Origin of the sequence: Paraburkholderia sp. WC7.3g (assembly GCF_050436345.1) — a bacterium.
In the GTDB taxonomy this organism is placed as follows: Bacteria; Pseudomonadota; Gammaproteobacteria; order Burkholderiales; family Burkholderiaceae; genus Paraburkholderia; species Paraburkholderia podalyriae.
The window spans coordinates 763235-777049 of sequence record NZ_JBNDMA010000001.1 but is presented as its reverse complement, the minus strand read 5'-3'; the positions used below and the strand labels follow the sequence as shown (position 1 = coordinate 777049).

Below are 13815 nucleotides of genomic sequence, written 5' to 3'. Positions count from 1 at the left end.
GACGCATGTTCGCCGGTCTCAGCCTGGCGTCGACCGGCAGCATGCGACCCGTTCCGGCCCTTCGGCCGGTTTCTGCGAATGTTCCCACCTCGGCTTCAGTAAGCCGCTGAGCGCCAGAGCGACGGTCTTCGTAGCCCGCCTCAGATCTTCTATCGCCACTCGCTCGTCCGCCCGGTGTCCGTTTGCCTCAAGGAGTGTGCGAGGTCCGGCTCCGTAGATCACGGTCGGCACACCGGCTTCGCAGTACAGGCGGGCATCGGTATAGAGCGGCACACCTTCCGCCGTAATCTCCGTCTGGATCGTGACGCGAGCCGCCGCCTGCAATGCGGCGACGAGCTGCTCCGCGCCGGGCAACTGCCTCATCGGTGAGGCGATCAGCACCTCGCGGAATTCGACGCTGATGCCGGGCAGCCCGGCGACAGCATGCCGCACGACTTCCTCCACGCGCGTTCGCGCGGCAGCCGCGTCTTCCTCCGGCGTCACGCGCCGATCGAGCCGCAGGATCACCAGATCGGGCACGACGTTGGTATTGATGCCGCCTTCGATCAGCCCCACTACGAGTGTCGGATGTTCGATTCCGGTGGTCGCGGAGCGAATCGTGGCCAGTTCCGCGCGATGCGCATAGAGCGCCTGCAACACCGCCGTGGCCGCCTCAAGCGCGTCGTGTCCGGTGTCGGGGCGAGCGGCGTGCGCGGACTTGCCGCGCACGCTGACTTCGAGATGCACGCAACCGTTGTGAGCGGTCGTGATCGCATACGAGAAGCCGGCGCAGATCGCGAAGTCGGGCTTTACGATGCCGTTCGCAAGCAGCCAGCCGGGACCCAGCAAGCCGCCGCTTTCCTCGTCGTAGGTCAAATGCAGTTCGACCGTGCCTTGCAGCGGGGCAGCCGTCTCGATCAACGCGCGCAATGCGAAAGCGTACGTGGCGAAGTCGGACTTCGAGACTGCCGCACCGCGTCCGATCATATAGCCATCCCGGATCTCGGCGCCGTAAGGATCGCTCGACCAGCCCTCGCCGGGCGGCACGACATCGCCGTGTGCGTTCAGTGCAATCGTCGGGCCGTCGCCGAAGCGATGCCGAACGACCAGGTTGGTCACACTGAACATGCCAGCCTGAACGACAGCGTCTGCCGGCACGACGTGTCGCTCGACTTCAAAGCCGAGCGCTTCTAGCGCGCGGGCGGCCAGATCGGCGTGACCCGCACAATCGCCGGGCGGGTTGTCAGAGGGCTCGCGAACGAGGGCGGCCAGAAATTCGACTTCAGCGTCGAAACGATCGTCGACCGCTTCCAAAAGGGCTTGCGTGGTCATTCGGTCCATCAGTTCCGTGATGAAGGGGCGTAAAACGGCTGACGCGGCGGCGTTTCAGCAAAATAGTCGGTGTAAAAGGCCTTTACATGAGGGAACACGGCGGTGCCCAGTTCCCGTTCCGCCTGCTTCACCTCGTTGCGCGGCTTCGCGAGAGTCTGTTCGATCTCGTTGAGGATCGCATCGCGATCCACGCGCGTGAACCGGCCATCCCGGTACACCACTTCGCCGGCAATCATCACGGCATCGACAGCATTGGTCTTGGCGCGCTGCATGAGCGCATCGAGCATCGGAATGTTATCGTCCTGATACGGATACGTGGCGGTCTTCCAGTTCATCAGCACCAGATCGGCCAGGCGTCCGGTTTCCAGGCGCCCAATTTGTGCGCCGAACGGGGTGGTTCGAGCGCCATCCTCAGTGGCCATTTTCAGTATTTGTGGGCAGGTCGGCACGTCGTCGTCCATTCCCGGCGTGCGGTGTACCCGCAGTGCGAGGCGCATCTCCTGCAACATGTCGCGGTCTTCGTTGATACCCGCTTCGTCGAGCCCCATGCCGACCGTCACACCGTATCTGGCGAACGCATTCAAGGGTGCCACGCCACTGCGCAAACGGAGATTCGAACTGCAGTTATGGCAGATGCAGGTGCCGGTATGCGCGACCATTTCGATGTCTGCTTCCGTCAGCCACACGCCATGGCCGAGGGTTAGCGACGGACCGAGCAGACCGAGATCGTTCAGATGCGCGACCGCCGTCTTGCCGGTCCGGCGGCGCGCGTATTCCTTCTGATAGGCGGTTTCGAGCAAATGCATATGCATCGGTACGCCGGCTTTGTCGGCGCGTTCCTTGATGGTAAGCAGTGTCTCATCGCTACACCAGTGCAGGTTGGCAGGTGCAAGCTGAATCCGGGTCAGCGATTGGCCTTCGTTGTCCTGCGTGAGCATGTCGAACAACTGCAGATGATCGGCCAGCGGGACCTGCTGCGCTTTCAGATGCGCACCGACCTTAGGTCCGATGTCGGCCGGCAGGCGTTTGACGAAGTCTTCGTCGGCTTCGTAGACGAGCAGGTTCTGCTCGCGCACGGCGAAGCTGTACGACGCGCGCATACCGATGTCCCGATACGCCTTCAGGACGCCTGAAGCGGCTTCATGTATCGACGACAGCGGACCAGGCCGCCAACCGTGGATGTGCTGCACGGTGGTAATGCCGGACGCAATCATTTCGAAGGCGGAGTACAGGGTATCGAGGTAAAGATCGATCTCGCGCGTACCCATCCGGCTCGCAAACCACAGTTCCAGCGCGTAGTCCGGAGAGCCGTGTTGCAGCGGCGTCAGGCCGACGTGATGGTGACTGTTGACGAAGCCAGGCATCAACACCGTATCGGGCGAGCCGAGGCGCGGCGCGTTCGGATACTTTGCGATCAGCTGCTGCGCATCGCCGATCTCGACTATTACGCCGTCGCGTTGATACAGCGCGCCGTCGCGGATGACCTCTGCGGTGTGCCGGTCGGCGACGCCCTTGACGATCCAGCCAGCGACAATCAATGTTTCGGACATGGTTGCTTTTACCTGAACGGAGGAAAGTTTCAGAACGATGGTGTGTCGTATAGATCGACACGCCGATGGTCGAAGTAAGACAGCTTTTCGCGGGTCGCCGCGATGTCTGCATGCGCGAGCGTCGCGCTGACGATGCCAGGTCCTTCGTTGCCTGGCCGGCGGGCGAGTACAGCGCCGTCGGCGGCAATCACACACGACTCGCCATAGTTGTCGATGCGCACGCCATCGAGGAATTCGTCACCGGTCTTGTTCGCGCAAACGACCGCCAGCCCATTTTCCCGCGCGTGCGTGCGCAGCTCCCCGACGAAGAAATCCATATCGTCGCCACCGCTGCCCGCGACGGGCACGATGACGAGATCGGCGCCGGCCGCACGCAACGCGCGCCAGCATTCTGGAAAGCGGCGGTCGTAGCAGACCAGAACGCCGATGCGCCATGCGCCTACCTGCATGACGTGCAGTGCGTCGCCAGGCGTGAAGTGCGCGGCTTCATCGTAGCCGGGCGGCGGGTCGTCGCCGACAGGCAGGTGAAGCTTGCGCGCAACCGGACCGGCGCGCAGCGGATTGCCGTCGGCGTCGAAGCCGAGCACGGCGTTGTGATACCGACCACTCGCCCGATCGATTTCGTAGAACGGTACGAACAGGGCGATGCCACGCTCCCTGGCCAGCGCGGCGCAGCGTGCGGCGAGGGGACCGTCGGCGGGCTGCGCCCAGTCACGATATTGCCCGCCCGGCGCGCTCGCGAAGTACGGCACCATTGAGAACTCGGGCAAGACGATCAACTGGGCGCCGTCATCAGCGGCGGCGCGCACGGCGGCAAATGCCACGGCCTCGTTGCCGGCAAGGTCGGTTGTGCAGGGAGGCAATTGCAGCGCCGCGGCCCGAAGTGTGCTCAGGGTTACCAGTCGATTCATCGGACCCGCTCCTGCTCGGCGAAGGCGCGATCGACTTCATCGCGCATCAGGTCGGTCAGATGGACGCTGAGATCGTGGAACGCCAGGCTGCGCGTGTCCCGCGGACGAGGAAGATCGACCGGAATGATGGTCTTGATGCGCCCCGGGCGTGCCGTAAACACGACAATGCGGTCGGCGAGCGCAATCGCTTCGTCGATGTGGTGAGTGACGAAGACCATCGACACATTGCTTCGTTGCCAGACCTGGATCAGGAAGTCCTGCATCTTCGCACGCGTTTGCACGTCCAGCGCGGCGAACGGCTCGTCGAGCAGCAGTATCTCGGGCTTCAGCGCGAGTGCACGCCCCACGGCAACACGCTGGCGCATGCCGCCCGAGAGCTGGTCGGGCCGTTTGTCGATGGCTTCGGACAAGCCGACACGCTCAAGAATTTCCTCTGCGACACGCCGCCGGTTTTCCTTGGGCATATGCTGCATTTTCAGGCCGAAGGTGATGTTTTCGCCCACGCTCAGCCACGGAAAGAGCGAGGCGTCCTGGAAGACGAGTCCACGGTCCGTGCCCGGTCCGCTCACCTCGGCACCACCGCACGCGATGCGGCCGCTGGATACCTGTTCCAGTCCTGAGATTAGATAGAGCAGAGTGCTTTTGCCGCACCCGCTTGGGCCGAGGAACACGACGAATTCGCGGCGAGCGATATTCAGGTCGACGTCACGCAAGGCAACGAACGGTGCGCCGTCTGTCTGCCATGTCTTGCCGACGCCCTTGCAGGTGACGAGCGGCGGTTGCATGGAAGCTGATTCATTCTGGCTCATATCATTTCCCCAAACCGTTACCTGGCACCCAGAACAGCACCTTGCGCTGGACGATTCGCAGCGCAACGTCGAAGGCGAAGCCGGTGACGCCGATCAGCGTCATCGTGAAGAACGACAGGCTCGAGTTGAAGGTATTGCGCGCGAGCATGACGACCTGACCGAGCCCGCTGCCGACGCCGGTCGCTTCCGCCACCAGCACTACCATCCACGCGCCGAACAGGTTCATGCGCAGCACCATGAAGAGCGACGGCAAAATGGCCGGCAGAATCACATGACGGAACGTTTGCGCGCGCGTCGCGCCCATCACGGCGGCGACGTTAAGGTGGGTACGGCTGACGTTGTCGATCTGGCTTATCGTCGAGACGGTCATGACAAAAAAAAGCGAGATGAACACCATGAATACAGCGGGCGCATTTCCGATTCCGAACAGGAAGATCGCAACCGGGAGCCACGCGATCGGTGAAATGGGAGCCAGCAGCGTGATCGTCGGTAAGGTGAGGTTGCCGAGCAGGCGGAAGTAGCGGATCGCGACGCCCATCGCCACGCTGCAGACGAAGCCCAGCACCAGGCCGCTTAACACCCGCAACGTTGTTGCGACGATTGTCATGGCGAGCGACTTCAGCGCTGTCGCGTTGGACGTCTCGCCGATCACGTCAGTCGGGATGAAGTACTGAGCCTGCGACGCGAAGTTGCGCAGGAAGATGTGCGGCGGCGGCAACAGAAGCGGATCTGCCCAACCTGCGGCCCACGCCAGTTCCCATGCGGCAATGAAGCACGCCAGCGAGGCGACTCCCCAGCCAAGCGGCACGAGTCGCCGGACGAGGTTGTAGCGTGGCCGGCCACTTGCTGCCGGGCGCACCACGCGCCGGTGCGCGAAGAGGGTCGTCGGATCGGCTTTCATGCGGATTTCAGCTTGAGCTGGCCATAGAGATCGCCGTTTTCCTTGATCACCTCATCGAGCGGCCCCCAGTCGAACATGTCAGGGCCAGGAAGTCGCTTGATGTAGCGCAGGTCCTTCAGATTCTGCGCCCGCTGCAGGATGAAATTCTGGTTGCTGCGCTGATCGATCATCGCCGGCTGCTTCGCGGCTGCGTCGAGCGTGGCGTCGTAGCTCGTTTTGAAGTACTTGCCGACGGTGTCCTTGACGGCCGAGGCGCGGTCCAGTTCTTCCTGATGCTGCGCGACCATCATCGCCTTGATCAGCGCCTTCACCGCATCGCGGTTTTCGTGCAGGAGCTTGCTTCGCACCGCGAGAACGCAGTCGGAGTAGTTCGCGCCGTATACATCCACACCGTTCGAAAGCTGCACGGAGCCCGGCCTCGCCTTCAACGCCTGCGTCGCGTAGGGCTCGATGTGGCACATTGCATCGACGTTCCCGGCGATGAACGCCTGCGCCAGCTCCGGCGACGTGCCGAAGTAGCGCACCTTGACGTCGGCGAAACTCATGCCGGCCTTCTTCAGGTAATCGTACGGGAGCATTTCGAGCGTATCGGCCTGGAATGTGCCGATGGTCTTGCCGCGCAGTTGGGCCGCTGACGTGATGCCCGCCTGCGCGACGATCACGCAGCCCTGCACGCCCGAGCCTGCGACGATCTTGATCGGTGCGCCGGCATCGTAGAGCGTCATGAAGTTGGTGTACGGAACCACGGAGACGTCCACCACGCCCGCGCCGAAGAGCGCCGCGATGTCCGCATTGGACGGGGTAGTGACGAAGTCGAGCGTGACGCCCTGCGCGAGATTGCGTTCCTTGACGAGAAAGAACGGACAATTGCAGAGACCCGTGCCGTGCGTCGCCTTGAGGGTCAGCGGGCCGGCCGCCATGGCCTGTGGTAGATAGGCACCGCCCAACGCCGCGGCGCCGGCCAGACACGCACCGCGCATCAGGAATTCGCGCCGCGTACTGCCGAGTTCGGTCAACGGGTAACCATTCGGGTCTTGCTGAACAAATTTCCTGAACATCGCGTGGTCCTTAGAGAGATTGAACGGCAGATGGGGATGTGAAAGTTTCCGCAGGCGACTGCGCAAGCGTTTGTGCCAGCAGATCGAAGCTGAAAATCTGTCCAATCGAGGCGGAAACCTGCATTCGTCCGAGCGCTTCCAGCGACCGGGCACGTGCGAGAATGCACTCGCGAAGCGGGCGAATATCGATGATCGGCGGCTGCGCGGCGACGCCGGCCAGCAGTTCGTCAAGCGCGAATTCGGGGTAGCGGTAGGCGCTGGCGCGCAGGGCTTCGCGGGGATTGTTCGTAATCGCTTCCTGCGCATCGAGCATTGCGCGTAAGGCCGCGCGGATGATCTCAGGATGTGCGTCGAGAAAACTCTTGCGGGCGACGAGCAACGTGTCGGGATAGTCGCCGCCCCAAGCGTGCAAGCCGTCGCACAGCACCTCGAAGCCGCGCAGCCGAAGGCGGGAAATCCACGGTTCGATCAACGTCAGCGCCGCGAGGCGGCCGCCGGTCAGATCGGCGACCGCCTCGGCGAGCGATGGGTACAGCACGCGTTCGACCTGCATGAGATCCATCCCGTGCACCCATAGTGCATCGTGCAGCAGGACTTCCATTGGATCGTCGGCGAAGGTTCCTACATGCTGGCCGCGCAGATCGCTCATCGACAGGCCCGGCTGCCCCACGAGCGCCATGCCGAGCTTGCCGCTGCCACCGACAATGCGCAGCGGGTCGGGCCGGGCATGATCGACCAGCGGCTGTGTAAAGCCGGTGGTGCCGAGATCAGCCTCTCCGCTTCTCAGCAATGCAGCGGTGGAGCTGAAATGTGTCAGCGGCGGTGCTTCGACCTGTAGGCCATGACGCTCGAACAGGCCGGTATCGACCGCAACGAACAACGCGAGATTGGAAAGCGCACTGCCGTGCGCCAGGAGCAGTTTTTGCATGACAGGATCTGGGAGTCAGGGAATCGCTCGGGCAGACGGCTTGCCGCACGCGAGGGCTTGACCACATTTAGCGAAGACCGTGCCAGCAAGCGGGGCTTCGTATGCGCTGAGGCGCATCGCTTTGTTTACAGGATGTCGAGGGTATTGTTTTAAATAAATCGCAACGTTTGTACACAATCGTGTCTCGTCCTGTTTTCAAAAAAACGCACCACAATGTGGCAGAAAGGCTGGTTTCGCACCGCCATGTTGCGCTCGGCACAGTGACTGGGCATCATGCGTTCAAGCATGTTTAGCCTTGGTCTAACAAGGAATGACGGACACAGTCGTACAATTTGCTTGCAACAAAAATGCGATTTGGCATATAACTTGTGTGCAATATCGGCGATAATTTGCACTGCGGCGAGGCAGTGCAATTGGTGTAGTCAGCCGCGCACGTTGCCCTTGTCGTGATTCAGCTCATTACCAGGATCCTTTCATGCCGACTGATAAGAAGAGGGCGAAGACGGCCGAAAACGAAGTGGCTGGCTCCTTCGACGGCGCGCATCGCCACGTGATTTACGAGCGCTTGATGAATGCGATCTCGGAGCATCGGCTGCAGCCCGGCACGAAGCTCGCCGAAGACCGGCTCGCCACTATTTTTGGCGTCAGCCGCACCACCGTGCGGACAGTGTTGCAGCAACTGGCGCACGAACTTGTCGTCACGATCGTGCCGAATCGCGGCGCGTTTGTTGCGAGCCCGACGGTGGAGGAGGCGCGCGAGTTGTTCGAGGCGCGGCGTCAGATCGAATTGCCGATCATCGAAAAGGTGTGCCGTTGCGCGACGAAGAAAGACCTGGCGCGTTTGCGCGCGCATGTGGCACAGGAAGATGAGGCCCGTAAGCGTGATGACCGGCGCACCTCGGTACGACTTTCAGGCGAATTCCACGTGATGCTCGCTCAGGTGTCGGGCAATCGCTTCGTCGAGCGTACGATGCGCGGCCTGCAGATGCTCACCTGCCTGACCATCCTGCTCTACAACGCGCCGACGGCGAAGGCGTGTCCGCATGACGAACATACGCGCCTGATCGATGCGCTGGAAGCGGGTAACTTGAAGCTGGCGCAAAAAGTGATGATCGAGCATCTCGAACATATCGAAGCCACGCTCCGGTTGCATGAGCCCGAGGAAGAGCACGACGATCTGGAGGCGATCCTGTTCGATGGCCAATGACGTCGGCGTGCTTCAGGGCGCGGTGAGCGTTTCGAGTACCTGCCGCAGGAAATGGTCGCATTCCGCGAGTTGCCACAACTCGACGGATTCGTCCGCCTTGTGGGCATCGTCGATGCTGCCAGGACCGCAGATGACAGTCGGAATTCCAGCCTGCGAGAACAGGCCGGCCTCGGTACCGTAGGTCACCTTGCGTGTCTCGAAGTCGTTGCACAGGCTCCGCACGAGTCGCGTGACGGCGGCTTGTTCCGCGCTGTCGAGCGCCGGGGTCGTGCCGACCTTTTCAAACGAGATCGACGCCACGTCGGCCACCGCGCGCATCTCCGGTACCAGTTGCTCGCGGGCATAGCGGGCGATCTGTTCGAAAAAGCGTTCTGGATCTTCTGAAGGCAGGTTGCGATACTCAAAGAAGAACTCGCACTGCTCGGGAATCGTGTTGATCGCGATGCCGCCTGAGATCATGCCGGTCTGCGCCGTCGAAAATGGCACGTCGAAGGCGCGATCGAACGGGCCGTTGCGGCGAAGTAGATCGGCGGCCTCGCGGATGCGGCAGATCAGCCGCGCCGCATATTCGATCGCGTTGACGCCGCTCGGCGTGCGGGACGAATGGCCGGCCAGACCCTTCACGCAGCATCGGTAAGCATTGTTGCCTTTGTGCGCGACGACGGGCCGCATGCTTGTCGGTTCACCGACGATGCACCCAGCCGGGCGAATGCCGCGTTTCGCAAGTTCCGCCAGCAGCAACGGCGCGCCGAGACAGCCGACTTCCTCGTCGAAAGAAAATGCGAGATGAATCGGCTCGCGCAGCCGGCGCTTCTGGATGTCGGGTAACAAGCCGAGCGTCACGGCGATAAACCCTTTCATGTCGCACGAGCCGCGGCCGTAGATTCGATCGCCGCGGATGACCGGATCGAAGGGATCACTTGACCAGTTCTGGCCGGTTACGGGAACGACATCGGTGTGTCCGGACAGCACGACGCCGCCATTCGTCTCGCCGTGCATCGCTGGCAACGTCGCGAACAGATTCGCCTTTTGCCGGGACCGGTCATAGACGAGAAGCGCTTCGACGTCGCGGGCTCGAAGGCGATCCCGGATTGCTTCGATCAGGCCGAGATTGGAGCGGCTGCTGGTCGTGTCGTATCGAATGAGCTCCTCAACTAGCGCAAGGTAAGGCGCGCGATTGCTTGCGCTAGCTGTCGGCTGATCAGGCATGGCCAGTGACCTCTTTGTCTCGGTGTTGGATCGATCAATTCTATGCCGACGAAATTGTTTGAGGTGTGAATGCATATCCCATATTGATCCTTCACCCAGACCGATCTCTGTAACGCCTGCACCGATTTGCTTAAGCGTACGTCGTAGCGGTCGACAGAGCCGGTGTCCTCTTCTTGTTTCAGGGTCCTATAAACGGTCGGACGCTGCCGATCGCCACAGGCAGCAGCCGGGCCACTACTGCCCTTCGACCAGGCAAAAACTAATCGACTGCTTGCGACGTACAACGGCCTTTCGCCTACTCAGATCGGCCTGCGGTCCTTGCCCAAAGCGATCGGTCGTCGTTCGGCGTTGTTGGCGAATACCTGGTTTGAGAAGTTGGGCGTGCGTGCTCTCGCCTCCGTCCGTTAAAAAAAAGCGCCGCGGAAACGATTCGGGTACCGCCGCGCCCCATCTCGAAGTCACTCGACCACAAACGTCGATTTCAAGGCGACCGCATTCGCCAGGTTGTAGACGTTGGGAGACGTGGCCATCACAGCGTCGTGGATTTCGGCGAATTGCTGCCTGGTGCCGCTGCCCTTGATACGAACGGTGAAACGCAAGCTCTCGTAGCCGTTTGCCACCTGGGAGTCGAGCCCAAGAAACCCTCTGAGATCGATTTCACCCTCAGTCTCAACCTTGAGAGATTGGAGCGTAATCCCGCGAACGGCGCATTGCGCCGCGTAACCCACCGTGATGCAAGCGTTCAGCGCCGCGATCAGATGCTCCTGAGGGTTGGCAAACTGATTAGAGCCGCCAAGTTCGCAAGGCTCATCGATATCGATCGTGAACCGGCGCGACACGTTCTGTCCTCCGATCGAGAAGCCGTCTACCTCCGCGCGAGTCCGGGTCTGGCCTTGCCATGTCGTAGCAATGCGCCAACTGGTGGCGGCTTTCGAGGCATCGCGCCTGACGCTCTCAATCAGCGCGAACAGGTCGTCGACGTTGATGCCGTTGACGACAATAGGTTCCTGGGTCGGTGCATTCGCATTCATATCGCATCTCCTTTACCTACGCGGGTTGTTCCGTTTCGGTCAATCTCATTGCAGCGTGGCAAGCGCAGTCTGGATGCGCATGCCTTGGTCTTCGGAGATGAGCCTATGAAGAACCTCCCCGAAGTGGGGATGGCGTACACCCGAATGGATGTATTGCCACCGGTAAGCCTCCAGAATATTCGCTTCGATCGACAGCGTTTCAACCTCGTCGACTGCGCGGCCGCAGTTCGCCGCGAAATAACGCGCATCGGCTGCGGCCTGCGCCTGCAGAATGCCGTCGACTGCGGCGACCAGCTCGATGAACTCGTCGACAGCCTTGTCGCGCTCATCGGCCGTCACAGTGGCGTCGTGACGCTGCCATTCGAGTTCATCAAGGATGGCGTGCTGGCTCTCCTCCTTCCAGTGATAGAGAAATACGTTCTTGAACAGTTCGGATATCTGATCGTCTGGATTGATGCTCTGACGATAGTGAAGCTGTGTGAAAAGTTCGATATGCAACGTCAGCGCCAGTACCGCCCAGGTGCTCTTCCCGAGGATCACAGCCGCAATGGCATCGGGGTCGACGTCGAAGCGATAGCCGGCCGGCAGGGTTTCACCGATCATTTTGTCGATCCGGCGAAACAGCGCCTGATGCTTGAGCTCCTCCTCGCTGAACCGAACCAGCGCCTCAAGAGCCACCTGGTCGCCGAGCCAGTAGTCGCGTCCGACTTCGAGCACCTTTGCGTTGATGAAGCGTTCGACCAGCCCGAACACGTTTGCATACGTGCGGCCCTGAATCTGACTGACAAACCGTTTCTCACTGCCAGACAGGGTGAAGAAATTCGGCGCCAGTGAGAGCCCGTCGGGCAGATACTTCTGGGATGTGTCGAAAGTGCGGCCTCCAATCACGTCACGGTCGATATCCCAACTGACCATCTTTGAGGCGCGAATGCACCGGGCGTAACGATCGCGGTCGGAAAGTCGCGATACTGCTTTCATAGCCTTGCTCCCAATAGAGACCGCCACGCGGTCGAGTTGTGCGTGTCCATCAACCGGTCAGAACCAGATAGCTGATCTGGCATTCCGGTACGCTCAATGTACGATGGGGATATGCGAAGCTCTATGATCGGGCCGCCGGACGATATGACTGAAACGCCGCGTCAGCATTGAGGTGCGTGAATGAACGTTGAGTCGGGCATGCCAGAGGCACGCTGGCGATTGATCTGGCCAATTGGCGCAATGAGCCACCGATCAGTTCGGGCGTTTGCTGACGTTTATCGACGCACCGTTGCGCTTGGCGAACGGTGTCACTGAACCGGTGGCGGTGCGATACCACTTGCGCTTAGTGATGCCTGCCTGGATACGGCAGTGCCGTCCAACTTTCCTTTGCTCCGGCGCCAGCTTGCCGGCGGCATTCCAAATTCGCGTCTGAAGGCTCGACTGAACGCCGCCTCGGACTCGTAGCCGATCTGCTCCGCTATTGCCGCGAGTGACTTACTGCCGATCAGCAGTTCGTGCGCCGCAATCTGCATGCGCCATCGCGCAAGGTACTGCATTGGCGGTTGTCCAAGAAGATCGGTGAACCGTTGCGCCAACGCCGAGCGCGATAACCCCACCTTGCGCGCAAGCTCATCGACGGTCCAGGGGTGAACCGATTGAGCATGGAGCAAGGAAAGCGCGCGCCCCACATAGCGGTCGCGCACGCCGGCAAGCCATCCTGTCTGGTCCGCGGGTAGCGCTTCAATACAGCTACGCACCGCCTCGACAAACAGGAGTTCGGACAGTCTGGCGAGCACGATCGTGCCGCCCGGACGCGAATCCCCTGCCTCGGCGGCAGCAAACTTCAGAGAGGACTCAAGCCATGCCGCGCGCGGATCGTGACGCATATCAATCTTGAAGAGTCGCGGCAGCGATGAGAGCAGTGGGTTGCTCAGCGTATCGTCGCTGGCTAGAAAGCCACATACGATGCGAGTCGTCGCTCCTCCGCCTCCGTGGGACAGCGTCATTACCTCACCGGGTGTTTCCACCATCAGACCGGCTAATAGCGACTCCGACGGCGTAGGCGGAACATCCATGGCGCTGCCCATCACATGCGCTTCACCTTGCGGGATCACCAGCAGTTCTCCGGCATTGAGATGAATAGCTGAATGCGGGTCGTTTGCCAACTTCGCCCAGCAACTCCCTTCTATGATCAGATGATAGGAGACTACCCGCTCTGAACGCGGTAGGTAGGCCGCACAGAGCGCCGCATCGGTGCGGCCTATCAAGGACCACGGTGCCGTGAAGATTCCGTTCAGGAACACCGCGCCGCTTAGGCGCACAGCGCGCAGAACGTCGGAAACTGCATCCATGAATAGCTCGCGTGAAATGCGATTTCCCAGGCAAGGAACTGCGATGGCGGTCATTCGTCATTTGGCCGAGGGGTACATGTTATACCCGTTGCGCTAATCGATGACAAATCCCTTACGGATGATTCCACCCCGCCTGCTGAGGCGCTTCATGAGGCGTGTCTCGTGCAGACACATCGAGCAATTTGGCAGGAGTGCAGGGCAATCTTTCTGGACGCCCGGCAATTGCTACGCGCACCATCGGCAAGACGTGGACGATCGGACAAAAAACGTCGACGCGCGGGCAGGACCGCAAGCGGTTGCGAGAGGCAGAGTTGGTACAGGACGGAACGTGACGGGATCAACGTCAGCCGTTCTCGTGGCGAAATCTTCCATGGCTATCCGAAGCCCGCTGCGCCATCCCACTTGCACCCATCGGTTCGCGTCCAGTGACCTACCGCTTCGGGCAATCGACATTGCGTGAGATGTCTATGAGACTCCTGATAAGCCGCACGATATGCCATCCGCTAATTGCGCTACCTATGTTCTACTTGACGGACCTGATGTACAACGTCGACTACAACGTCTCCGGCG

General features: G+C 61.1%; 12 protein-coding genes. 1 reads left to right on the top strand and 11 read right to left on the bottom strand.

Annotated elements, in window-relative coordinates:
- Positions 1–18: 18 nt before the first annotated feature.
- From OKW43_RS03650 to OKW43_RS03620, 7 genes are read right to left on the bottom strand one after another with little or no spacing between them, the layout of a single operon-like run.
- Complete coding sequence (locus OKW43_RS03650) at positions 19–1320, bottom strand: M20/M25/M40 family metallo-hydrolase (protein ID WP_429445327.1); 1302 nt, start codon at positions 1318–1320, stop codon at positions 19–21.
- Entirely contained in the window at positions 1320–2861 is a 1542-nt protein-coding gene (locus OKW43_RS03645; protein WP_429445325.1) for an amidohydrolase family protein, read from the bottom strand. Before OKW43_RS03645 ends, OKW43_RS03650 begins: the two co-directional genes overlap by 1 nt.
- A gap of 29 nt (positions 2862–2890) precedes the next feature.
- Positions 2891–3772: a carbon-nitrogen hydrolase family protein gene (locus OKW43_RS03640; RefSeq protein WP_429445323.1), complete on the bottom strand. Its 882-nt coding sequence runs from the start codon at positions 3770–3772 to the stop codon at positions 2891–2893.
- Positions 3769–4557 (bottom strand): ABC transporter ATP-binding protein, encoded by a 789-nt coding sequence (locus OKW43_RS03635; RefSeq protein ID WP_187633357.1) that lies wholly within the window; start codon positions 4555–4557, stop codon positions 3769–3771. Before OKW43_RS03635 ends, OKW43_RS03640 begins: the two co-directional genes overlap by 4 nt.
- Before the next feature lie 25 nt (positions 4558–4582).
- Positions 4583–5482: an ABC transporter permease gene (locus OKW43_RS03630; protein ID WP_187633356.1), complete on the bottom strand. Its 900-nt coding sequence runs from the start codon at positions 5480–5482 to the stop codon at positions 4583–4585.
- Positions 5479–6540 carry an ABC transporter substrate-binding protein gene (locus tag OKW43_RS03625; protein WP_222945495.1) on the bottom strand — a complete coding sequence of 354 codons (1062 nt, stop codon included), beginning with the start codon at positions 6538–6540 and terminating at the stop codon, positions 5479–5481. The genes OKW43_RS03630 and OKW43_RS03625 overlap by 4 nt, the downstream gene beginning before the upstream one ends.
- Before the next feature lie 10 nt (positions 6541–6550).
- Positions 6551–7468, bottom strand: coding sequence for an ABC transporter substrate-binding protein (locus OKW43_RS03620; RefSeq protein ID WP_429445320.1), 918 nt, complete (start codon positions 7466–7468; stop codon positions 6551–6553).
- A gap of 475 nt (positions 7469–7943) precedes the next feature.
- On the opposite strand from OKW43_RS03620, the gene OKW43_RS03615 reads away from it, so the two are divergent.
- A complete protein-coding gene (locus OKW43_RS03615) occupies positions 7944–8675 on the top strand; it encodes a GntR family transcriptional regulator (RefSeq protein WP_133663808.1) in 732 nt (243 codons plus the stop codon).
- A gap of 12 nt (positions 8676–8687) precedes the next feature.
- On the opposite strand, the gene argE is transcribed toward OKW43_RS03615, so the two are convergent.
- The 4 genes from argE to OKW43_RS03595 all read right to left on the bottom strand — a co-directional run bounded on the left by argE (position 8688) and on the right by OKW43_RS03595 (position 13245).
- Positions 8688–9884, bottom strand: a complete 1197-nt coding sequence (argE, locus tag OKW43_RS03610; RefSeq protein WP_429445318.1) for an acetylornithine deacetylase — start codon at positions 9882–9884, stop codon at positions 8688–8690.
- Between the two features lie 458 nt (positions 9885–10342).
- Positions 10343–10915, bottom strand: coding sequence for an OsmC family protein (locus OKW43_RS03605; RefSeq protein WP_187633353.1), 573 nt, complete (start codon positions 10913–10915; stop codon positions 10343–10345).
- A gap of 45 nt (positions 10916–10960) precedes the next feature.
- Complete coding sequence (locus OKW43_RS03600) at positions 10961–11893, bottom strand: hypothetical protein (protein WP_429445316.1); 933 nt, start codon at positions 11891–11893, stop codon at positions 10961–10963.
- 308 nt (positions 11894–12201) lie between these two features.
- Complete coding sequence (locus tag OKW43_RS03595) at positions 12202–13245, bottom strand: AraC family transcriptional regulator (RefSeq protein WP_429445314.1); 1044 nt, start codon at positions 13243–13245, stop codon at positions 12202–12204.
- Positions 13246–13815 lie beyond the last annotated feature (570 nt).

Bases quoted from the DNA above. Each gene is read 5' to 3' on its own strand.
- OKW43_RS03650 (WP_429445327.1), bottom strand. From the start codon at position 1,320: ATGGACCGAATGACCACGCAAGCCCTTTTGGAAGCGGTCGACGATCGT.
- OKW43_RS03645 (WP_429445325.1), bottom strand. From the start codon at position 2,861: ATGTCCGAAACATTGATTGTCGCTGGCTGGATCGTCAAGGGCGTCGCC.
- OKW43_RS03640 (WP_429445323.1), bottom strand. From the start codon at position 3,772: ATGAATCGACTGGTAACCCTGAGCACACTTCGGGCCGCGGCGCTGCAA.
- OKW43_RS03635 (WP_187633357.1), bottom strand. From the start codon at position 4,557: ATGCAACCGCCGCTCGTCACCTGCAAGGGCGTCGGCAAGACATGGCAG.
- OKW43_RS03630 (WP_187633356.1), bottom strand. From the start codon at position 5,482: ATGAAAGCCGATCCGACGACCCTCTTCGCGCACCGGCGCGTGGTGCGC.
- OKW43_RS03625 (WP_222945495.1), bottom strand. From the start codon at position 6,540: ATGTTCAGGAAATTTGTTCAGCAAGACCCGAATGGTTACCCGTTGACC.
- OKW43_RS03620 (WP_429445320.1), bottom strand. From the start codon at position 7,468: ATGCAAAAACTGCTCCTGGCGCACGGCAGTGCGCTTTCCAATCTCGCG.
- OKW43_RS03615 (WP_133663808.1), top strand. From the start codon at position 7,944: ATGCCGACTGATAAGAAGAGGGCGAAGACGGCCGAAAACGAAGTGGCT.
- argE (WP_429445318.1), bottom strand. From the start codon at position 9,884: ATGCCTGATCAGCCGACAGCTAGCGCAAGCAATCGCGCGCCTTACCTT.
- OKW43_RS03605 (WP_187633353.1), bottom strand. From the start codon at position 10,915: ATGAATGCGAATGCACCGACCCAGGAACCTATTGTCGTCAACGGCATC.
- OKW43_RS03600 (WP_429445316.1), bottom strand. From the start codon at position 11,893: ATGAAAGCAGTATCGCGACTTTCCGACCGCGATCGTTACGCCCGGTGC.
- OKW43_RS03595 (WP_429445314.1), bottom strand. From the start codon at position 13,245: ATGGATGCAGTTTCCGACGTTCTGCGCGCTGTGCGCCTAAGCGGCGCG.